This is a genomic window from Planococcus sp. MSAK28401 (genome assembly GCF_018283455.1).
GTDB classification, from domain to species: domain Bacteria; phylum Bacillota; class Bacilli; order Bacillales_A; family Planococcaceae; genus Planococcus; species Planococcus alpniumensis.
Genome location: NZ_JAAMTH010000001.1, coordinates 1 through 22327, shown reverse-complemented (window position 1 = coordinate 22327; position 22327 = coordinate 1). Strand labels below are relative to the sequence as shown.

The following is a 22327-nucleotide window of genomic DNA, read 5'->3' as shown; positions in this document are numbered from 1 at the left end:
CGCGAAAAAAAGACCCGAAATGCATTCGGGTCTTCTCGTTTAGCGGATCGTCGTTTTGCCGCCCATATAAGGCTGCAACACTTCAGGGATGGCAACAGAACCATCTTCCTGCTGGTAGTTCTCAAGCAATGCTGCCACTGTGCGTCCGACAGCGAGTCCGCTGCCGTTCAGCGTATGGACAAACTCCGGCTTGCCTTTCGCTTCGCGGCGGAACTTGATATTCGCGCGGCGCGCCTGGAAATCTTCGAAGTTTGAGCAAGAAGAAATTTCACGGTACGTCTCTTGCGTCGGAATCCATACTTCAATATCGTATTTCTTCGCTGCAGTAAAGCCAAGGTCCGCCGTACACATCTTCAAGACGCGGTAAGGAAGCCCCAACAGCTGTAACACTTTCTCCGCATGTCCCGTCAGTTTCTCAAGTTCGTCATAAGAATCTTCCGGTTTCACAAAGCGCACCAGTTCGACTTTATTGAATTGGTGCTGACGGATCAACCCGCGCGTATCGCGTCCTGCAGAACCTGCTTCAGAGCGGAAATTCATGCTATAAGATGCGAAGGCTTGCGGCAGCATATCCGCTGTTAAAATGTCATCACGGTAGAAATTCGTCACCGGCACTTCAGACGTCGGGATGAGGAAATAATCTTCCTTCTCGATCAAGAACGCATCTTCCTCGAACTTCGGCAATTGCCCGGTGCCCGTCAAGCTTTCGCGGTTGACCATATATGGCGGCAGCATTTCCTCGTAGCCATGCTCCTCCTGGTGAAGGTCCATCATGAAATTGATGAGTGCACGCTCAAGGCGTGCGCCAAGCCCGCGGTAGAACACGAAACGGCTGCCCGTCACTTTCGCGGCTCGCTCGAAATCGACGATGTTCAAATCGGTCGCGATGTCCCAATGCGGCTTCGCTTCAAAGCCAAACTCTGGCTTTTCGCCCCATGTACGAATTTCTTCATTATCGTCTTCAGAATCGCCGAACGGCACGCTGTCGTGCGGAATGTTCGGCACGCGCATCATGATGTAGTCGAGTTTTTCTTCCACTTCGCGCAGCTCATCGTCAATCGCTTTGATCTGATCGCCGACTTCACGTGTTTTCGCGATCGCCTCGTCGGCATTTTCCTTGTTGCGCTTCATGACAGCGATCTGCTGGGACGCTTCGTTACGCTCCGCTTTCAATTTCTCGGTCTGAACAATAAGTTCCCGGCGCTTTTGGTCAAGCCCTTGAAAATCATCAAGTACGGAAATGTCTTCCCCGCGCTTTCCGAGCTTTGTTTTCACTTGTTCAAAATTTTCCCGTACAAAACGGATATCCAACATAGAAATTCCTCCTTAAGTATTCGTCAAATAAGAAAAACAACGCAAAAATAGCCCCCGTCCCCTGGTAAAGGGACGAGAGCTACCCGCGTTGCCACCCTGATTGATCGGCAAAAAGGCCAATCCTCTTCATCACATAACGGCATTAAAACCGGCACTGGCTCATCGCCATGCAACTCCGGGGTGGATTCAAACGCGTTTCACGCCGGTTTGCACCAACCACCGGCTCTCTTACAGAAAAACTGCGTTTTACTATTCCCATCAACGTTTCTTCTTTGAAATTATTCATATTTTACTATAGTGCGCTTCGGTTGGCAAGAGTTCCCTGTTTTCGATCATGTCCAAAAACAGCTGCATCAAGCGGTGATCGCCGGTCAGTTCCGGATGGAATGAACAGCTAAGAAACGGCCCGCTCCGCGCCAACACAATGCGCCCCTCGTATTCGCACAAAACTTCCACACCCTCACCAGCACGTACGATATGCGGCGCACGGATAAATACTGCCGGGAACGGTGCTTCAATTCCCACAATGTCCAGATCCGCTTCAAAGCTGTCCACTTGCCTGCCGAAGGAATTGCGCGCAACGGTCATGTCCATGACACCGAGATGCGCAGCTTCCTGCCCGTCAATTTCTTTTGCTAGCAGCACGAGCCCTGCACAAGTGCCGAACATCGGCTTATCGGCCTGAGCAAATTGTTTCAATGGCTCCAGCAACTCCGCACGGTCGATCAAGCGGCGCATCGCCGTGCTTTCGCCTCCTGGCAGCACCAACCCATCAAGGTCTGCCAGCTCGGCTGCTTTCTTCACCACGACAGCTTCCGCGCCGCATGCCTGAATCGCCTGTACATGTTCACGCACCGCTCCTTGCAGTGCCAATACACCGATTTTCATCGTTACCAGCTTCTTTCCTGCATGCGGTCCGCCGCACCGATTGTCGCCATTTCCAAGCCTTTCATTGCCGGCCCAAGATCTTTCGACAGTTTCGCAATCAACGCATAATCCTGATAATGAGCCGTCGCTTCGACGATGGCACGCGCAAAACGCTCTGGCTGGTCGGACTTAAAGATGCCGGATCCGACAAAAACGCCATCCGCCCCAAGTTCCATCATGAGCGCCGCATCCGCTGGTGTCGCGATGCCCCCTGCTGCAAAGTTGACGACCGGCAAACGGCCGAGCAATTTCACTTCTTTCAAAAACTCATAAGATGCACCTAAGTCTCTCGCAGCTGTCATCAATTCGTCTTCGCCCATCGCAACGATATTGCGCACTTCGGCATTCACTTGGCGCAAATGGCGCACCGCTTCGACGATATTCCCTGTGCCAGGCTCGCCTTTAGTGCGCAGCATTGACGCCCCTTCTCCGATGCGCCGTGCCGCTTCCCCGATATTGCGGCAGCCACAGACGAACGGCACCGTATAATCATTTTTCAGCAAGTGAAATTCCTCATCCGCTGGTGTCAGTACTTCGCTTTCGTCGATATAGTCGACGCCCATCGCTTCTAGCACGCGCGCTTCTGTAATATGGCCGATACGCGCTTTCGCCATGACCGGAATCGACACCGCATTCATCACTTCTTCCGTGATGCGCGGGTCCGCCATACGGGCAACGCCGCCTTCTTTGCGGATATCGGATGGGACGCGCTCTAGCGCCATGACAGCCGTCGCCCCTGCCGCTTCTGCAATTTTCGCCTGTTCTGCATTAACTACGTCCATAATGACGCCGCCTTTTTGCATTTCTGCCATACCGCGCTTCACTCGATCTGTGCCTTTTTCACTCATCTGAAAATTCCTCCCTTTTGTTGGTTGTTTCCAGTATAATAAGCTGTGACCATATAAAAAGACTCAGTTTACGTTAAATTAAAAGGTCAGTTGGAGGAACCCCGATGGATATGCTCATGTTCCAATTGCAAAAACAATCAACCATCCCACTATATAAGCAGCTTTATCGAGAAATACGCACCGCCATCACGGCGGGTAAAATTGCGGTCGACACCAAGCTTCCGAGCAAGCGCAAACTGGCGGATTATCTGCAGATCAGTCAGACCACCGTCGAACTGGCCTATTCCCAATTAGTCGCAGAAGGCTTTATTGAACCACGCCCCCGTAAAGGCTTTTTCACGATGCCGGTGGAAGAACTGGCTTATTTGGATCTGCCTCAAGAAGAAACGTCTATCCGCGACGTGCCAAAACCCACTTATGTATATGACTTTAACCCAGCGCGCATCGATACCCGTTCATTTCCGTTCCCGACATGGCGCAAAACGGCACGCGAAGTGATCGATGAAGAAAACCATGAACTCCTGCTCGCTGGCCACCCACAGGGAGACGAGTCGCTGCGCGCTGAAATCGCCCGTTATTTATACCAATCCCGCGGTGTCGTATGCGAATCCGAACAAATCATCGTTGGCTCTGGGACCGAACAATTGATGCCGCTGTTGATCCGTCTCTTCGATAAAAACTTGAGCTTCGGCTTTGAAAATCCGGGATACGCCTTAACCCATAGCATTTTCGAACACGATGACAGACAGGCCTTCCCGATTGCCGTCGATGAAGACGGCATCGATGTGCAGGAACTCGACAAAACCGGCGTCGACATCGCCTACGTCACCCCGTCCCACCAGTTCCCGACTGGCTCAATTTTAAGCGCCACACGCCGTGCACAGCTATTGAACTGGGCGGCCGCAAGTCCTGAACGCTATATCATCGAAGACGATTACGACAGCGAATTCCGCTACACGAGCCAGCCGATTCCTGCCCTGCAAAGCATGGACGTCGGAGGGCGGGTCATCTATATCAGTACCTTTTCGAAATCCATCATGCCTTCGTTGCGCATCGCCTATCTCGTGTTGCCGCCAAGGCTGTTGAACGCCTACCGCAAGACCTTTTTGCATTACACGTCCACCGTGCCACGCATCGACCAACAAATCGTCGCGACATTCATGCAAAAAGGCCATTTTTCAAGGCATTTAAACCGCATGCGCAAACTATACCGGAAAAAGCTCGAATGCCTGACGCAAGCACTTGTCCCTTACCAACCAATAGTGACTGTTTCCGGTGAGCAAGCAGGCATGCACGTCGTTTTGACCATCGATACCGAACGCACGGAACAAAACTTAGTTTCCTTGGCAAGTGATGTAGGAATCCGTGTATTCGCGATGCAGAATTACGACCTGCTTAAGCAAAAATCAACTTCACCAAAAATCGTCCTCGGTTTTGGAGGTTTAGATGAAAGCGAAATCCAGCAGGGCATCGGCCAATTGATGAAATGCTGGAGCATACAAAAAACCAGCTCACTCCCTAAGGGATGAGCTGGTTTTTCTTAAAATAAACCTTTAATGAAATCCACTGCGCCTTTCATGGACAGCGCAAACCAATTGGCGCGCTCGACTGTTTCTATCGCTTCTACGTCCGCAGCAGGCTTTTCATCTTTCAGATATTCTACTTCATTGCCTTCAGAATCCAAAACCCTTACCTTACCTACAAGTTGCCCTTCCTCTACAGCTGCCTCAATCGGGGCTCCTTCTGTCAATTCAAGCTCGGTGCGGTACGCCTCTTGCTGAGCAGACGGGACCATCAAGCGGACCGGTTCGTTAACCGCTATCGCTACTTGCTCTTTTTCACCTTTTGCGACAGGAAGGGATTCCTGCCCCATAAATTGTTGGCCAGCTTTCATGATTTCCGTTTCTTGAAATTCAAAGCCGTGATCCAATAATGCACGCGTTGCGTCAAAACGAGCCTGATAGGAACCTTCCCCTTTCGCATCGACCGCTTTCATGACTACCGCAATCAACCGGACCCCGTCACGTTTGGCAGTCCCTGCAAAAGAATGGCCAGCAAAATCCGTCGTACCGGTCTTCAATCCATCCATTCCTTCATATTCGTGGTCCATGCCCGGAAGCATCGTATTCCAATTGACCATGCGGATTTGGTCAGGCGTACCTTCGCGGAACATCAATTCCGGAATTTTAGCAGTATCAAGAATTTCCGGATAATCATCTAGCAAGGCTTTAGTCAGTATAGCAACTGAACGGGCGGACATCGTATTTTCTTCGTCTTCTCCCGTCCCCTCAGGATGCATACCCAATAGAAATGAATTATTAAGCCCTGTAGAATTGACGAAGTGCGCGTCTTCAATGCCCATTTCCTTCGCCTTGTCGTTCATCATCTGGACAAACGCTTTCTCAGTACCCGCAATCGTTTCTGCAATGCCAATGGTTGCCGCATTCGCCGAATAAATCGCCATTGCTTCATATAACTCCTTCATCGTATAGGAACCATCCCGGCGCAGTGGAACATTGCTCAAGCGCAAATCTTGCGAAATCCGGTGGCTATAATCCGTCACTTCATATTCATCGTCCCAACTGACGATACCTTCCTCGATCGCTTCAAATAAAAGGTATTCACTCATCATTTTACTCATAGAAGCGATACCAAGTACGGCTTCATCATTTTGCCCGTATAAAATCTGTCCGGTCTCTGCATCTACAACAATCGCCGCATCTGCCAATACAGGAACAGTTTCTTCCGCCTGTACGCGATTCGGCATCACGATCATGAGAGCCACAGCTATTATCATCAATACATGAACCCATTTCACTAAACTTTTCACTCGCTTGTCCTCCATCATTTCATTCCTTTTGCTATTTTATCATATTCTCTGGAAGCAAAACGAAAAAACACCTCCCTAGGAATCCCTAGGGAGGTGTCTCATCTTACATAGAGTAATTCGGTGATTCTTTTGTAATTTGTACGTCATGCGGATGGCTCTCGATCAACCCAGCACCGGTCATGCGGATAAACTGTGCGTCTTCACGAAGTGACCGCAAATCTTTTGTTCCACAATAGCCCATGCCAGCACGAATGCCTCCAAGCAATTGGTGAATCGTATCAGTTAGAGGGCCTTTATAAGGCAAGCGCCCTTCAATTCCTTCCGGTACCAACTTTTTCGCTTCATCTTGGAAATAGCGGTCTTTCGAACCTTTTTCCATAGAAGCGATTGAACCCATGCCGCGATAAGTCTTGAAGCGGCGTCCCTGGAAGATTTCAGTATCCCCTGGGCTTTCTGTTGTTCCTGCGAGCAAGCTGCCCAGCATAACAACATGTCCGCCTGCTGCCAGTGCTTTAATGATATCGCCTGAGAACTTAATGCCGCCATCTGCGATAATCGCTTTGCCATGTTTGCGGGCTTCAGTAGCACAATCGTAAACCGCTGTAATTTGTGGAACTCCTACACCGGCAACAACGCGTGTTGTACAAATTGAGCCTGGTCCGATACCCACTTTAACGATATCAGCACCCGCTTCAATCAAAGCTTTCGTTCCACTTGCAGTAGCGACATTTCCAGCAACGATCGTCAATTCAGGATAGGTGTCTCGAATCTGGCTGACCATGTTCAATACGCCTGCTGAATGACCGTGGGCTGTATCGATGACCACAACATCGACATGAGCTTTCACCAATTGTTCGACGCGTTTCATCGTATCCGATGTAACGCCGACAGCAGCACCGGCAAGCAAACGTCCCTGCTCGTCTTTTGCAGCAATTGGGAACTCGATTACTTTCTCGATGTCCTTGATAGTAATAAGGCCTTTTAGCATGCCGTTCTGATCCACAATTGGCAACTTCTCGATTTTGTATTGCTGAAGAATTTTTTCAGCATCTTCTAGCGTCGTGCCGACCGGGGCCGTCACCAACTTCTCTTTCGTCATGACATCTTTAATCTCTAAAGAATAGTCCTGGATAAAGCGGAGGTCGCGGTTGGTGATAATGCCCACCAAAGTAAGATCTTCTTCACTTTGAACAATAGGCACACCCGAAATACGGTATTTTCCCATCAAATGTTCAGCATCGTAAACCTGGTGCTGAGGAGTCAGGTAGAAAGGATCTGTAATAACGCCATTTTCCGAACGTTTAACAGTCACTACTTGTTCAGCCTGCTCTTCGATGCTCATATTTTTATGAATGACTCCTAGGCCGCCTTGTCGTGCCATTGAAATAGCCATTTTTGCTTCCGTCACAGTGTCCATTCCCGCGCTAATAATTGGAATGTTCAACTTGATTTTCGGCGTTAGCTCCACTGACAAATCAATATCTTTCGGCAACACTTCTGAATGAGCTGGCACTAGCAATACATCATCGAAGGTTAACCCTTCTTTAAGAAATTTCGATTCCCACATAATTGACACGCCTCCTGCTTCCTTTTAAATATTATTGTAAGGTTATCAGCGGTTTCAGGGGGTGTCAAGAAACTGATAAAAGTAAAACTATTCCGACTAATGGATCATAAAATTTTCTGTATATCTTTCTCCATTTGCTCCGGTTCAACCTGTGGTTCGTAACGTTGAACAATATTTCCTTGGCGATCAATGAGAAACTTAGTAAAGTTCCATTTAATCTCTCCGCTTACGTCGCTTTTGCCCCACGAAGTCAAATACTTAAAGAGTGGATCAGCGAGTTCACCATTTACATCTATTTTAGAAAAAATCGGAAAGCTAACTCCATAATTCTTACGGCAAAATTCCAGTGTTTCCTTTTGTGTGTGGAATTCCTGATCGTTGAATTGGCCGCTAGGGAACCCGAGAATTTCTAAGCCTTGATCTTTATATTTTTCATACAGACGCTGTAAACCCTCAAATTGCGGAGTTAACCCACATTTGCTTGCTGTGTTGACAATAACCAATGGTTTTCCTTTAAAATTTTCTAGCTGTTCCATGTTGCCATCCGCTTGCTTTACTTCATAAGTATATAAATTACTCATCTTCATTCCACCTCTCCTTATCTTTAGCCTACCTTTGAAAAACTATCTTCACAAGAAATAAGAAAAATTTTCATACAAAAAAGACCGCTACCGGAATGAACCGGTAACGGCCTTTCTACTTGCCCAGCGACGTCCTACTCTCACAGGGGGAAACCCCCAACTACCATCGGCGCAAAAGAGCTTAACTTCCGTGTTCGGGATGGGAACGGGTGTGGCCTCTTTGCCATCATCACTGGACTCTTTGAGCTTGTTCGCTCAAAACTGGATAAATCGACATTGTGGGAAACTCACGTTTCAGTTTGTTGGTTAAGTCCTCGATCGATTAGTATTCGTCAGCTGCACGTGTCGCCACGCTTCCACCCCGAACCTATCTACCTCATCGTCTTTGAGGGATCTTACTTGCTTGCGCAATGGGAAATCTCATCTTGAGGGGGGCTTCGTGCTTAGATGCTTTCAGCACTTATCCCGGCCACACATAGCTACCCAGCGATGCTCTTGGCAGAACAACTGGTACACCAGCGGTGTGTCCATCCCGGTCCTCTCGTACTAAGGACAGCTCCTCTCAAATTTCCTGCGCCCGCGACGGATAGGGACCGAACTGTCTCACGACGTTCTGAACCCAGCTCGCGTACCGCTTTAATGGGCGAACAGCCCAACCCTTGGGACCGACTACAGCCCCAGGATGCGATGAGCCGACATCGAGGTGCCAAACCTCCCCGTCGATGTGGACTCTTGGGGGAGATAAGCCTGTTATCCCCGGGGTAGCTTTTATCCGTTGAGCGATGGCCCTTCCATGCGGAACCACCGGATCACTAAGTCCGTCTTTCGACCCTGCTCGACCTGTCCGTCTCGCAGTCAAGCTCCCTTGTGCCTTTACACTCTGCGAATGATTTCCAACCATTCTGAGGGAACCTTTGAGCGCCTCCGTTACTCTTTAGGAGGCGACCGCCCCAGTCAAACTGCCCGCCTGACACTGTCTCCCAAGCCGCTAAGGCTTGTGGGTTAGAAGTTCAATACAACCAGGGTAGTATCCCACCGACGCCTCCCCCGAAGCTGGCGCTCCGGGTTCTCTGGCTCCTACCTATCCTGTACAAGTTGCACCAAAATTCAATATCAGGCTACAGTAAAGCTCCACGGGGTCTTTCCGTCCTGTCGCGGGTAACCTGCATCTTCACAGGTACTATAATTTCACCGAGTCTCTCGTTGAGACAGTGCCCAGATCGTTACGCCTTTCGTGCGGGTCGGAACTTACCCGACAAGGAATTTCGCTACCTTAGGACCGTTATAGTTACGGCCGCCGTTTACTGGGGCTTCGGTTCGCACCTTCGCTTGCGCTAAGCACTCCCCTTAACCTTCCAGCACCGGGCAGGCGTCAGCCCCTATACGTCACCTTACGGTTTTGCAGAGACCTGTGTTTTTGCTAAACAGTCGCCTGGGCCTATTCACTGCGGCTCTCTCGGGCTGTAACACCCTACCAGAGCACCCCTTCTCCCGAAGTTACGGGGTCATTTTGCCGAGTTCCTTAACGAGAGTTCACTCGCTCACCTTAGAATTCTCTTCTCGCCTACCTGTGTCGGTTTGCGGTACGGGCACCTCCCGCCTCGCTAGAGGCTTTTCTTGGCAGTGTGAAATCAGGGACTCTGAGGTTAAACCTCTTGCCATCACTGCTTGATGTACATAGAAACGGGATTTGCCTCGTTTCTCATCTCACAACTTGGACGTGCACAACCAACGGCACGCTCACCCTATCCTTCTGCGTCCCCCCATTACTCAAACGGCGGGGAGGTGGTACAGGAATATCAACCTGTTGTCCATCGTCTACGCCTATCGGCCTCGACTTAGGTCCCGACTAACCCTGAGCGGACGAGCCTTCCTCAGGAAACCTTAGGCATTCGGTGGACGGGATTCTCACCCGTCTTTCGTTACTCATACCGGCATTCTCACTTCTAAGCGCTCCACCAGTCCTTCCGGTCTGACTTCAACGCCCTTAGAACGCTCTCCTACCACGGACATCTACGATGTCCATCCACAGCTTCGGTAATCCGTTTAGCCCCGGTACATTTTCGGCGCAGTGTCACTCGACCAGTGAGCTATTACGCACTCTTTAAATGATGGCTGCTTCTAAGCCAACATCCTGGTTGTCTAAGCAACGCCACATCCTTTTCCACTTAACGGATATTTGGGGACCTTAGCTGGTGGTCTGGGCTGTTTCCCTCTTGACTACGGATCTTATCACTCGCAGTCTGACTCCCAAGCATAAATCACTGGCATTCGGAGTTTGTCTGAATTCGGTAACCCGGGATGGGCCCCTAGTCCAAACAGTGCTCTACCTCCAGGATTCTCTTCTTGAGGCTAGCCCTAAAGCTATTTCGGAGAGAACCAGCTATCTCCAGGTTCGATTGGAATTTCTCCGCTACCCACACCTCATCCCCGCACTTTTCAACGTGCGTGGGTTCGGGCCTCCAGTAAGTGTTACCTTACCTTCACCCTGGACATGGGTAGATCACCTGGTTTCGGGTCTACAACTGCATACTCATTCGCCCTATTCAGACTCGCTTTCGCTGCGGCTCCGGCTTCTCACCTTAACCTTGCATGCAATCGTAACTCGCCGGTTCATTCTACAAAAGGCACGCTATCACCCATTAACGGGCTCTAACTACTTGTAGGCACACGGTTTCAGGATCTATTTCACTCCCCTTCCGGGGTGCTTTTCACCTTTCCCTCACGGTACTGGTTCACTATCGGTCACTAGGGAGTATTTAGCCTTGGGAGATGGTCCTCCCGGATTCCGACGGAATTTCTCGTGTTCCGCCGTACTCAGGATCCACTCTGGAGGGAACGAACTTTCAGCTACGGGGCTATTACCCTGTCTTGCGGACCGTTCCAGGTCGCTTCGCTTAATCCGTTCCTTTGTAACTCCGTATAGAGTGTCCTACAACCCCAGAAGGCAAGCCTTCTGGTTTGGGCTGATCCCGTTTCGCTCGCCGCTACTTGGGGAATCGCATTTGCTTTCTCTTCCTTCAGGTACTTAGATGTTTCAGTTCCCTGAGTCTGCCTTCTCATGTGCTATGTATTCACACATGGATACTGCTCCATTACGAACAGTGGGTTTCCCCATTCGGAAATCCCCGGATCACAGCTCACTTACAGCTCCCCGAGGCATATCGGTGTTAGTGCCGTCCTTCTTCGGCTCCTAGTGCCAAGGCATCCACCGTGCGCCCTTATTAACTTAACCACTGAATGGTCAAAAAAATAAGTTGATCGCAAAGCGATCACGCTACTTGATGCTTGTTTCTTAATCAATGTCGATCTATCCAGTTTTCAAAGAACAAGTTTGAAAGTGCTCCGCAAGGAGTGAACCTTCAAAACTGAACGCAAAACGTCAACCCGATCCATAAGAATCGGTTCCGATATAATCCTTAGAAAGGAGGTGATCCAGCCGCACCTTCCGATACGGCTACCTTGTTACGACTTCACCCCAATCATCTGTCCCACCTTCGGCGGCTGGCTCCCGTAAGGGTTACCCCACCGACTTCGGGTGTTACAAACTCTCGTGGTGTGACGGGCGGTGTGTACAAGGCCCGGGAACGTATTCACCGCGGCATGCTGATCCGCGATTACTAGCGATTCCGGCTTCATGCAGGCGAGTTGCAGCCTGCAATCCGAACTGAGAACGGTTTTCTGGGATTGGCTCCCCCTCGCGGGTTTGCAGCCCTTTGTACCGTCCATTGTAGCACGTGTGTAGCCCAGGTCATAAGGGGCATGATGATTTGACGTCATCCCCACCTTCCTCCGGTTTGTCACCGGCAGTCACCTTAGAGTGCCCAACTGAATGCTGGCAACTAAGATCAAGGGTTGCGCTCGTTGCGGGACTTAACCCAACATCTCACGACACGAGCTGACGACAACCATGCACCACCTGTCACCGCTGTCCCCGAAGGGAAAGCCTAGTCTCCTAGGCGGTCAGCGGGATGTCAAGACCTGGTAAGGTTCTTCGCGTTGCTTCGAATTAAACCACATGCTCCACCGCTTGTGCGGGCCCCCGTCAATTCCTTTGAGTTTCAGCCTTGCGGCCGTACTCCCCAGGCGGAGTGCTTAATGCGTTAGCTGCAGCACTAAGGGGCGGAAACCCCCTAACACTTAGCACTCATCGTTTACGGCGTGGACTACCAGGGTATCTAATCCTGTTTGCTCCCCACGCTTTCGCGCCTCAGCGTCAGTTACAGACCAGAAAGTCGCCTTCGCCACTGGTGTTCCTCCACATCTCTACGCATTTCACCGCTACACGTGGAATTCCACTTTCCTCTTCTGCACTCAAGTCCCCCAGTTTCCAATGACCCTCCACGGTTGAGCCGTGGGCTTTCACATCAGACTTAAAGGACCGCCTGCGCGCGCTTTACGCCCAATAATTCCGGACAACGCTTGCCACCTACGTATTACCGCGGCTGCTGGCACGTAGTTAGCCGTGGCTTTCTGGTGAGGTACCGTCAAGGTACCAGTAGTTAGTTGGTACTTGTTCTTCCCTCACAACAGAGTTTTACGATCCGAAAACCTTCTTCACTCACGCGGCGTTGCTCCGTCAGACTTTCGTCCATTGCGGAAGATTCCCTACTGCTGCCTCCCGTAGGAGTCTGGGCCGTGTCTCAGTCCCAGTGTGGCCGATCACCCTCTCAGGTCGGCTACGCATCGTGGCCTTGGTGAGCCGTTACCTCACCAACTAGCTAATGCGCCGCGGGCCCATCCTGCAGTGACAGCCGAAACCGTCTTTCCGTGTGGCCTCATGAGAGGCCGCAAACTATTCGGTATTAGCACCGGTTTCCCGGAGTTATCCCGATCTGCAGGGCAGGTTGCCCACGTGTTACTCACCCGTCCGCCGCTAAGATGTTGGAGCAAGCTCCAACATCTCCGCTCGACTTGCATGTATTAGGCACGCCGCCAGCGTTCGTCCTGAGCCAGGATCAAACTCTCCATTATAGAGTAGTTGATTGCTCAATACTGCTGGCGTATCGCCGTCTAAAAGACGCGCGATTCGCTTGATCTGCCGAAGCTGATCAGTAAGTAAGTCACGAACACCAAAGTTCGGAATGGCTGATTGCTCCGATCGCCCAAGGGCGACCATCGCAAAAGCCGTTCGCGCGCCAAAGCGCTCGTGACGTCTTTCGTTGACGTTTTGCTGTTCAGTTTTCAAGGTTCATGTTGTGCGCCTTGTTTTGGCGACTTGATAAATATATCACGCCTTACTATTCACGTCAACAGTTTTAAGAAAAAACTTTTCCTTTCTGAAATTTTCTTTCTTAATAGAAAGAAAAGAGCTTGCCGATGGTTCGGCAAGCTCTTTCAAAATTACTCTTCTTCTGGATCTTCTTCTATACTATCCGCCGTTTCATCTTCAACAACCTCATCCTCTGTGTAGACATCTGCTTCTACACTTTCTTCGATGAGTGCTTCTACGTTATCTTCTGAAACTGGTTCTGTCTCTTCATCAACTTCTGCTGCTTCTGCATCATCCAAATCTTTTTTCACTTTGGTGACGGTAGCCACAATCTCTTCGTCGCCAAGACGGATCAATCGGACTCCTTGCGTGTTTCTTCCAGTCGTTGAAATATCTTCTACATCCATGCGGATCAGCACGCCGTGTTGTGTAATCAGCATGATGTCTTCTGTTCCATTCACGGCGCGGACAGCTACGAGCGGCCCGTTCTTTTCTGTAATGTGGCAGGTCTTGATTCCCATACCGCCTCTAGATTGGACGCGGTATTCGGATTCTTTTGTTCGCTTGCCATAACCATTTTCCGTGATGACCAGGATCTTATCATCCGTCTCTAATGTCTCCATCCCGACGACTTGATCGCCTTCACGTAGACGGATGCCCCGTACCCCGCTTGCTGCACGTCCCATACTGCGGATATCCGTCTCTGGGAATCGGATCAATGCACCATCACGGGTTCCGATAACAATTTCTTTGTTGCCGTCAGTCATCTTGACTGAGATCAATTCATCGTCTTCACGCAAATTGATGGCAATTAACCCGTTTTGCCGGATATTGGCATAGTTGCTCACAGGCGTCCGCTTGCTCAGGCCGCCGCGTGTAGTGAAGAAGAAGAAATCATCTTCTTTGAATTCTTCGACACGGATCACTGCTGTCACTTTTTCGTTCTTGCCGATCTCCAGCAAGTTGACGAGCGGCAAGCCTTTCGCAGTCCGGCCGTACTCAGGAACCTGATAGCCTTTCTTGCGGTAAACTTTTCCTTCGCTTGTGAAGAACAGGATTGTGTCATGTGTCGATGTATATAGAAGATGTTCAACGAAATCGTCATCGTTGGTTCCCATTCCTTGTACGCCGCGTCCGCCACGCTTCTGGCTGCGGTACGTATTGGCAGGCAAACGTTTGATATAGCCGTTGTGCGTGAGCGTCAATACTGAAGCTTCACGTGGGATGAGGTCTTCATCTTCGATCATCTCAGAGCCGCCGACAGTGATCTCCGTTCTGCGGGGATCATTGAATCGCTCTTTGATTTCAAGGATTTCTTCACGGATGATCTCGAGGATCTTCGATTCATCCGCAAGAATTGCACGCAGCTCATTGATGAGTGCGATGAGCCCTTGGTATTCCTCTTCGATCTTGTCCCGTTCGAGACCGGTCAAACGTTGAAGGCGCATGTCCAAGATGGCTTGGGATTGGCGTTCGGATAAATTGAAATCATTCATCAAACCGTTGCGGGCTTCTTCAGTCGTTTGAGACCCACGGATCAAAGCGATGATGGCATCAATATGATCTAGTGCGATGCGCAAGCCTTCAAGGATATGCGCACGGTCTTCCGCTTTTTGTAGATCAAATTCTGTGCGGCGGCGGATAATGACTTTCTGGTGCTCCAGGTAATGATAAAGGACGTCTTTCAAGCCAAGAACTTTCGGCTGGCCATCGACGAGCGCAAGCATATTGATGCCGAAGCTTGTCTGCATCGCTGTCTGTTTGTACAAATTGTTCAATAGGACATTGGCACTTGCGTCTCTTCGCACTTCAATCACGACGCGCATCCCGTTGCGGTCGGATTCGTCGCGCAAATCGGTGATGCCGTCTATTTTTTTGTCGCGCACCAATTCTGCGATTTTCTCGATCAGACGCGCTTTATTGACTTGATAAGGAAGTTCGTGGATGAGGATTACTTCTTTGCCGTTCGGTTTTGTTTCGATTTCAACGACTGCACGGATCAACACCGAACCTTTGCCGGTTTCGTAGGCGCGACGGATGCCGCTACGCCCGAGGATGATGCCGCCGGTCGGGAAATCGGGGCCAGGGATGTATTCAAGCAATTCTTCTGTCGTAATGGCCGGATTGTCTGCTAATGCCATTACTGCATCAATTGTTTCCCCAAGGTTATGGGGAGGAATATTCGTAGCCATACCGACCGCTATCCCGGAAGTTCCATTGACAAGCAAATTCGGGAACCTACTTGGTAAAACGACTGGCTCTTTTTCTTGGCCGTCGTAGTTTTCTTGGTAATCAATAGTGTTCTTGTTCAAATCACGCAAAATTTCCATGGAAATTTTCGACATCTTGGATTCTGTATAACGCATGGCTGCTGCTGCATCGCCATCGACAGACCCAAAGTTCCCATGTCCATCTACAAGCATATAACGATAGCTGAAATCCTGCGCCATCCGTACCATTGTTTCATAAACCGCGCTATCACCATGCGGGTGGTATTTACCGATTACATCACCGACGATACGCGCTGATTTTTTATAGCCTTTGTCCGCTGTAATGCCGAGGTCGTGCATTGCGTATAAAATACGCCGATGCACCGGCTTCAGACCGTCCCGGACATCCGGTAACGCACGTGAGACGATGACACTCATTGCATAATCGAGAAATGAAGTGCGCATCTCCGTGCTGATATTGATTTCTTCTATTCCGCTGCCTGACCGTTCCGCCATATCCGCAGCCCCCTCTCAACTCTTGGTGCGTTAAACATCCAAATTCTTAACATAACTAGCATTTTCTTCGATAAAGTTGCGGCGCGGTTCGACGTCATCCCCCATTAGCATATGGAAAGTTTCATCCGCTGTCATCGCATCTTCAAGCGTCACTTGCAGCAATGTCCGGAAATCCGGATCCATTGTCGTATCCCACAATTGTGTAGCATTCATCTCGCCAAGCCCTTTATAGCGCTGGACGTGCGGCTTTGGTGATGCTGGAAGTTCGGCGAGCGCATTTTTCAGCTGAGCATCGGAATACACATAATCAACATGCTTGCCTTGCTTGATCTGGAACAATGGCGGTTGTGCAATGTAGATATAGCCAGCTTCAATTAGCGGGCGCATGTAACGGAACAGGAACGTCAATAACAAAGTCCGGATGTGGGCGCCGTCAACGTCGGCATCAGTCATGATGACGATTTTGTGGTAACGGGCTTTGTCCAAATTGAACTCTTCACCGATTCCTGTACCAAGTGCTGTAATGATGTTGCGGATTTCCGTATTGACGAGAATTTTATCGAGCCGCGCTTTTTCTACATTGAGGATTTTCCCGCGCAGCGGCAAGATTGCTTGGAAATGACGGTCGCGTCCGGATTTTGCGGATCCACCTGCTGAATCTCCCTCTACAATATAGATTTCGCTGACTTTCGGATCGCGTGAAGAACAATCGGCCAATTTCCCCGGCAAGCTTGATACTTCAAGAACCGATTTGCGGCGTGTAAATTCACGTGCTTTTTTCGCTGCTAATCGAGCATGGGAAGCCATGATGCCTTTTTCGAGGATTTTTTTAGCCGTTGATGGATTTTCCAATAAGAACCGTTCGAAACCGCCAGAGAACAGATTATTGACGATGGTTGAAACTTCGGTATTACCGAGTTTCGTCTTTGTCTGCCCTTCAAACTGGGGATCAGGGTGCTTAACGGAAATGATTGCCGTCAGCCCTTCCCGCACATCTTCACCAGTCAGATTGGCTTCGGCATCTTTCAAAATCCCTTTTTTGCGGCCGTAATCGTTAATGACGCGCGTCAATGCCGTCTTGAAGCCGGATTCGTGCGTCCCGCCTTCATGGGTGCTGATATTGTTCGCGAATGAAAAAATATTCGCAGCAAATCCGCCGTTGTATTGCATGGCGACTTCGACATTGATACCGTCCCGCTCCGACTCGACGAAAATCGCTTCTTCGTGAAGCGGGTCTTTCGATTTGTTCAAATGCTCGACGTAGGATTTGATACCGCCTTCATAGTGGTATTTCTTTTCCTGCTCTAAGCCTTCACGCTCATCAGCGACCACGATTTTCAAGCCGCGGTTCAAATAAGCGAGTTCTCGGAGGCGATGATCAAGAATATCAAATTCATATTCCGTTGTTTCTTTAAAGATTTCCCCGTCCGCTTTAAAGCGGATGGTCGTTCCGGTTTTGTCGGCTTCGCCGATGACGCCGAGTTCTTTTTTGACTGCGCCGCGCTCAAATTGAATGAAATGGCGCTTGCCGTCCCGGTGTACATAAACTTCCGTCGTCTCGGATAAAGCGTTGACGACAGATGCGCCGACGCCGTGGAGGCCACCGGACACTTTATAGCCGCCGCCGCCGAATTTACCGCCGGCGTGAAGGACCGTCATGATGACTTCAACAGCCGGACGGCCCATTTTTTCCTGCATATCGACTGGAATCCCGCGGCCGTTATCTTCCACGCGGATCCAATTGTCTTTTTCGATTGTGACGCGGATTTCATCGCAATAGCCGGCAAGGGCTTCATCGATGCTGTTATCCACGATTTCCCATACTAAATGGTGCAGTCCTCTCGATCCCGTAGAACCGATATACATACCCGGCCGTTTCCGGACCGCTTCTAAGCCTTCCAATACTTGAATCTGATTGGCGCCATAAGATTGCTCAAGATTCGTATCTTCCATAGCCATTCCGTTCACCTGCTCTTTCTTGACAACTCATTATTTCCATTGACCGGTTATAACCTGTTTTGCTGAATTTTATTTAAAAGTGCCTGGGGCCGATAAGGCGACCCGTAGACGAAATCATCGGTGACGACATAGGATTTCACTGCTTCAGGCGGTACTAAAAGCCGCGTAAAAGCTGAGTGGCCATAGTGTTCATGATGGACCACCGCAAGGATTTCCGTGACGGCTATCAATTGGGTGGCCCCGATCTGGACATACATGGATGCTCACTCCTTGACGGTTCCTTTCGATACTTCGAAAAGGCGGGCGCTTTGAATGGTCTCGTGCTGGATGCCTTCAACACTGGTGGTCGTGACAAAAGTCTGCACGGATCCGCGGATGGTGTTGAGTAAATGTGATTGGCGGTAATCGTCCAGTTCGGAAAGCACGTCATCAAGCAAAAGAACCGGCGCTTCGCCGACTTCCTGCTTGATCAGTTCGATTTCCGCGAGTTTCAAAGACAGGGCTGTGGTGCGCTGCTGCCCTTGAGAGCCGTAAGTCTGGACATCATAGCCATTGACCATGAACTGCAGATCGTCGCGGTGTGGGCCGACCAGTGTTACGCCGCGGTCGAGTTCCCGTTTTTTCACTTCCTGCAGCTTCTGCTCTAAAAAGGACGCCATTTCAGCAGGCGTCCATTCGGGTTTCAAACCACTAATCGGCTGATAGCGGATTTCCAGTTTTTCAAGCCCACGGGAAATGCCGTGATGAATCGGTTCGGCCCATTTTTGCAGCAATTCCATGAATTGGAACCTTTTTTGTATAATTTTTACAGCAGCTTCGATGAATTGTTCTGTATAAACCTCGAACATGACGTCATTGATCGCCTGTTTGCCGTAATGCTGCTTCAATATATGGTTGCGCTGTTTCAACAGCTTTTGGTAATTGACAAGATCGTGGAGATAGACCGGTGAAATCTGGCCGATTTCCATATCGATGAAGCGGCGCCTGACTTGAGGGCTGCCTTTGACTAAATGCAAGTCCTCAGGAGCGAACATGACGACATTCAATTGTCCGATATAATCGCTCAGCCGCCTCTGCTCCAGGTGGTTCACTTTCGCTTTTTTGCCTTTTTTGGAAAAGACGATTTCAAGCGGCAGTTTGCCATATTTCCGGAGCACATCAGCTTTAATTTTACCATATTCCGCATTCCAGCGTATCAATTCTTTATCATTGCTCGTCCGATGGGATTTGGCCATCGATAAAACATAAAGTGACTCCATGATGTTCGTTTTGCCTTGTGCATTTTCGCCGATGAAGACGTTGATCTCCGGCGAGAAGTCCAGCTTCAGCGTTTCATAGTTGCGGTAATTGACTAACTCGAGGTTGTCAATCCGCATCGAAGCTCATGCCTTCGGCGACAACGATACGGAATTCCCCCGTCCCCGGTATGTTCACGGTATCTTCAGGACGTAGCTTCCGCCCTCTGCGGTCTTCTACCTCTCCGTTCACTAATACTTCATGTTCACTCAAAAACCATTTGGCCATTCCGCCTGAACTGATTGTGTCAGTCATTTTCAGCAATTGCCCTAGTGTAATAAATTCTGTCTCAATACCGATTTCCTTCAAAATGCACTCATCCTTCGATTCATAGTCTATCCCTTTATTTTACCCTATTTACCCCTATAAGTAAAAAGGATAGCCATTAAAGGCTATCCTGAAGGTTTTGGTTCCAATTAATATGTCCGGACAGGAAGAATCAGTTGAAGAATTGAGTCATCCAAAGCCGATTTTAAAATGAACGGGCGCATCGCTCCTGTGAATTGGATGACGACGTCTTGTCCGTCGATTGCTTTCAAGGCATCCATCATGAACTTCGCACTGAAGGAAATCTTCAGCTCTTCACCATCGACGCTTTGTGCCTGCAATTGCTCTTCGACTTTCCCGACTTCCGGGGAATTTGAGGAGACTTCCACTTCGCTGCCTTCGTTTGTGGAGAAGCGCACGACGTTATTGCGTTCTTCACGAGCCAATAGTGATGCACGGTCGATCGCTTGAAGCAATGAACGGCCGTTTACTGTGACCGTCGTTTTGTATTCAGACGGGATTAGGCGTGATGTATCCGGGTAGTTCCCTTCCAATAGACGGGAGAAGAACAAAATGTGCTTCGATTTGAACAATACTTGCTGATTGGTCATGACGATTTCGACTGGATCTGACGTGTCATCGAGGATTTTGTTCAATTCGTTCAAGCTTTTGCCTGGAATGACGACGCTATACTCCCCTTCCGGCAAAGTTTCAAGTTTCGTTTTGCGGCGTGCCAGGCGGTGGCTGTCGGTTGCGACGCAAACTAGCTCCCCGTCTTTGACTTCCCAGTGCACACCAGTCAATACCGGCCGTGTTTCTGAACTGGATACAGCAAATACAGTTTCTCTATTGATTGTTTTCAACAGATCCGCTGGAATCGTGAAGATGCGGTCGTCTTGGATATCGGGCAATTGTGGATAATCCATTGCTTCGAGTCCAATCAGATGGAATTCGGATTTCCCTGAACGGATATGCGTCTGGAAATTGCCTGTGATTTCGATTTCGACTTCGTTGGTCGGCAATTTACGGACGATCTCTCCGAATACTTTTGCCTGAAGGACGATGCTTCCTCCTTCAGTGACATCGATCAGCTGTTGTCCATCCTCTTCTGCTGGGATGAAAGTTTGGATCGTAATATCGGAGTCACTTCCTGTTAAGCGCATTCCTTCTGTAGATACATCCATTTTGATTCCAGTCAAAATCGGAATCGTTGTTTTTGAACTGACTGCTTTCATTACATCGTTTAAACCATCGACTAATCGCTCACGTTTTATCTCGAATTTCATTCTCGAACCTCGCTTATATATATATTTTAGTTATTAGTACTTAAAAACAGTAATAGTAGTAGGGGCTGTGAATATGTGGATAAGCCTGAAATGAGCAATAAAAGCAGCTTATCCACATGTAGACAAACTGTGCATAAACTGCTTAAGAAAAACAGGGGTTATCCACAGTCTTATTTGCCGAGTGCGGATCGAATTTCTTTAACGTCTTGCTGGAGCTGCTGATTTTCTTTCAGCAGCGTGTTGATTTTTTCATGTGCATGGATGACCGTCGTATGATCGCGGCCACCGAATTCCTCGCCGATTTTCGGCAATGAAAAATCGGTCATTTCGCGTGCCAAATACATCGCGATCTGCCGAGGATAGGCAATATCCTTCGTGCGGCGCTTTGTTTTGAAATCGTCTAATTTCACATTGAACTGTTCGCCGACTGCGTTTTGGATATCCAAAATGGTGATCACTTTCGGCTTGGAGTTCGGCATGATGTCTTTTAATGCTTCAGCAGCCAGCTCTGCGCTCATGTCCCGGTTGATGAGGGAGGAATAAGCGACGACGCGGATCAATGCGCCTTCAAGTTCGCGGATGTTGGAATCGATCGAATTTGCGATGTAGGTCATCACGTCATTCGGGATGTCCAGGCCGTCCGCTTTGGCTTTTTTGCGCAAAATGGCGATGCGCGTTTCCAAGTCCGGCGGCGTGATATCCGTGATCAAACCCCATTCAAAGCGTGATCTCAAGCGATCTTCGAGCGTCGGGATTTCTTTTGGCGGCCGGTCGCTGGAAATGATGATCTGCTTGGATTCTTCGTGCAGCGTGTTGAATGTATGGAAGAACTCTTCCTGAGTTTGTTCTTTTCCGGCTAAAAATTGAATATCGTCAATGAGCAGGATATCGACATTGCGGTATTTATTGCGGAAATCGACGGTCTGGTTGTCACGGATCGAGTTGATGAACTCGTTGGTGAATTTTTCGGACGACAAATAAACGACTTTGGCGTCCGGGTTGTGTTCGATTACATAATGTCCGATTGCATGCATAAGGTGGGTCTTGCCAAGTCCTACGCCTCCATAAATGAAAAGCGGATTATAAGCTTTTGCCGGCGCTTCAGCTACAGCCAGCGATGCGGCGTGCGCAAAGCGGTTGCCGGAACCGATGACGAATGTGTCAAAGGTGTATTTCGGGTTTAGCATGCCCGGCAAAAACTCTTGTTGCTCTGCCTGCCCGGGTTTTACACGGGGAGCGGGAAGCTGAAAATCATCCATATCTTGATCTTTCGGCACTACAAATTTAATGAGCGCCTCGTCTCCTGTAAGATCTGTCAAAATGCCGGTAATCAAATGCACGTAATGGTTTTCGAGCCAGTCGCGCGCAAATGAATTGGGAGCTGAAATAGTCACAGTATCTTCTTTATAAGACAAGAGCTTCGTTGATTTGAGCCAAGTTTCAAAACTGGGTTTGGAGATTCTTTTCTCGACTTGGGCTAAGACACTCGACCATATTTCGTCTAAGTGTTCCAA

General features: G+C 49.4%; 14 protein-coding genes, 3 rRNA genes and 1 other annotated feature. Of the genes, 1 reads left to right on the top strand and 16 read right to left on the bottom strand.

The window, feature by feature from the left end:
* Positions 1-39: 39 nt before the first annotated feature.
* The 3 genes from serS to pdxS form a co-directional block, all read right to left on the bottom strand.
* A complete protein-coding gene (gene serS / locus G3255_RS00085; RefSeq protein WP_211652791.1) occupies positions 40-1314 on the bottom strand; it encodes a serine--tRNA ligase in 1275 nt (424 codons plus the stop codon).
* 65 nt (positions 1315-1379) lie between these two features.
* Positions 1380-1585 (bottom strand) — a binding site (T-box leader).
* Positions 1586-1596: 11 nt separating this feature from the next.
* Positions 1597-2202, bottom strand: a complete 606-nt coding sequence (pdxT, locus tag G3255_RS00080) for a pyridoxal 5'-phosphate synthase glutaminase subunit PdxT (protein ID WP_211652790.1) — start codon at positions 2200-2202, stop codon at positions 1597-1599.
* Positions 2203-2204: 2 nt separating this feature from the next.
* Positions 2205-3089, bottom strand: a complete 885-nt coding sequence (gene pdxS, locus G3255_RS00075; RefSeq protein WP_058382257.1) for a pyridoxal 5'-phosphate synthase lyase subunit PdxS — start codon at positions 3087-3089, stop codon at positions 2205-2207.
* A 104-nt stretch (positions 3090-3193) separates the two neighbouring features.
* Here pdxS and pdxR point away from each other — a divergent pair, with 104 nt between their 5' ends.
* The gene (gene pdxR, locus G3255_RS00070; RefSeq protein ID WP_211652789.1) at positions 3194-4618 is read left to right on the top strand and encodes a MocR-like pyridoxine biosynthesis transcription factor PdxR; all 1425 of its coding nucleotides are present in this window, start codon (positions 3194-3196) and stop codon (positions 4616-4618) included.
* A gap of 11 nt (positions 4619-4629) precedes the next feature.
* Here the strand turns inward: pdxR and G3255_RS00065 are convergent, their stop codons facing one another.
* The 13 genes from G3255_RS00065 to dnaA form a co-directional block, all read right to left on the bottom strand.
* Complete coding sequence (locus tag G3255_RS00065; protein WP_349291390.1) at positions 4630-5919, bottom strand: D-alanyl-D-alanine carboxypeptidase family protein; 1290 nt, start codon at positions 5917-5919, stop codon at positions 4630-4632.
* 103 nt (positions 5920-6022) lie between these two features.
* Positions 6023-7486, bottom strand: a complete 1464-nt coding sequence (gene guaB, locus G3255_RS00060) for an IMP dehydrogenase (RefSeq protein ID WP_211652787.1) — start codon at positions 7484-7486, stop codon at positions 6023-6025.
* Between the two features lie 104 nt (positions 7487-7590).
* Positions 7591-8067 (bottom strand): glutathione peroxidase, encoded by a 477-nt coding sequence (locus G3255_RS00055; protein ID WP_211652786.1) that lies wholly within the window; start codon positions 8065-8067, stop codon positions 7591-7593.
* A gap of 121 nt (positions 8068-8188) precedes the next feature.
* Positions 8189-8304, bottom strand: a 5S ribosomal RNA gene (gene rrf / locus G3255_RS00050).
* Between the two features lie 65 nt (positions 8305-8369).
* Positions 8370-11302: ribosomal RNA gene (locus tag G3255_RS00045) — 23S ribosomal RNA — on the bottom strand.
* 188 nt (positions 11303-11490) lie between these two features.
* A 16S ribosomal RNA gene (locus tag G3255_RS00040) occupies positions 11491-13041 on the bottom strand.
* The 16S, 23S and 5S rRNA genes sit together here, the layout of an rRNA operon.
* 369 nt (positions 13042-13410) lie before the next feature.
* The gene (gyrA, locus tag G3255_RS00035; protein ID WP_211652785.1) at positions 13411-16005 is read right to left on the bottom strand and encodes a DNA gyrase subunit A; all 2595 of its coding nucleotides are present in this window, start codon (positions 16003-16005) and stop codon (positions 13411-13413) included.
* 30 nt (positions 16006-16035) lie between these two features.
* A complete protein-coding gene (gyrB, locus tag G3255_RS00030) occupies positions 16036-17964 on the bottom strand; it encodes a DNA topoisomerase (ATP-hydrolyzing) subunit B (protein ID WP_211652784.1) in 1929 nt (642 codons plus the stop codon).
* Positions 17965-18011: 47 nt separating this feature from the next.
* Positions 18012-18221 carry a hypothetical protein gene (locus G3255_RS00025; RefSeq protein WP_211652783.1) on the bottom strand — a complete coding sequence of 70 codons (210 nt, stop codon included), beginning with the start codon at positions 18219-18221 and terminating at the stop codon, positions 18012-18014.
* Between the two features lie 6 nt (positions 18222-18227).
* Entirely contained in the window at positions 18228-19340 is a 1113-nt protein-coding gene (recF, locus tag G3255_RS00020) for a DNA replication/repair protein RecF (protein ID WP_211652782.1), read from the bottom strand.
* The gene (gene yaaA, locus G3255_RS00015) at positions 19330-19569 is read right to left on the bottom strand and encodes a S4 domain-containing protein YaaA (RefSeq protein ID WP_283092909.1); all 240 of its coding nucleotides are present in this window, start codon (positions 19567-19569) and stop codon (positions 19330-19332) included. Before yaaA ends, recF begins: the two co-directional genes overlap by 11 nt.
* Positions 19570-19676: 107 nt before the next feature.
* On the bottom strand, positions 19677-20813 hold the full coding sequence (gene dnaN / locus G3255_RS00010; RefSeq protein ID WP_211652781.1) for a DNA polymerase III subunit beta: 1137 nt from the start codon (positions 20811-20813) through the stop codon (positions 19677-19679).
* A gap of 170 nt (positions 20814-20983) precedes the next feature.
* A complete protein-coding gene (gene dnaA / locus G3255_RS00005) occupies positions 20984-22327 on the bottom strand; it encodes a chromosomal replication initiator protein DnaA (protein WP_211652780.1) in 1344 nt (447 codons plus the stop codon).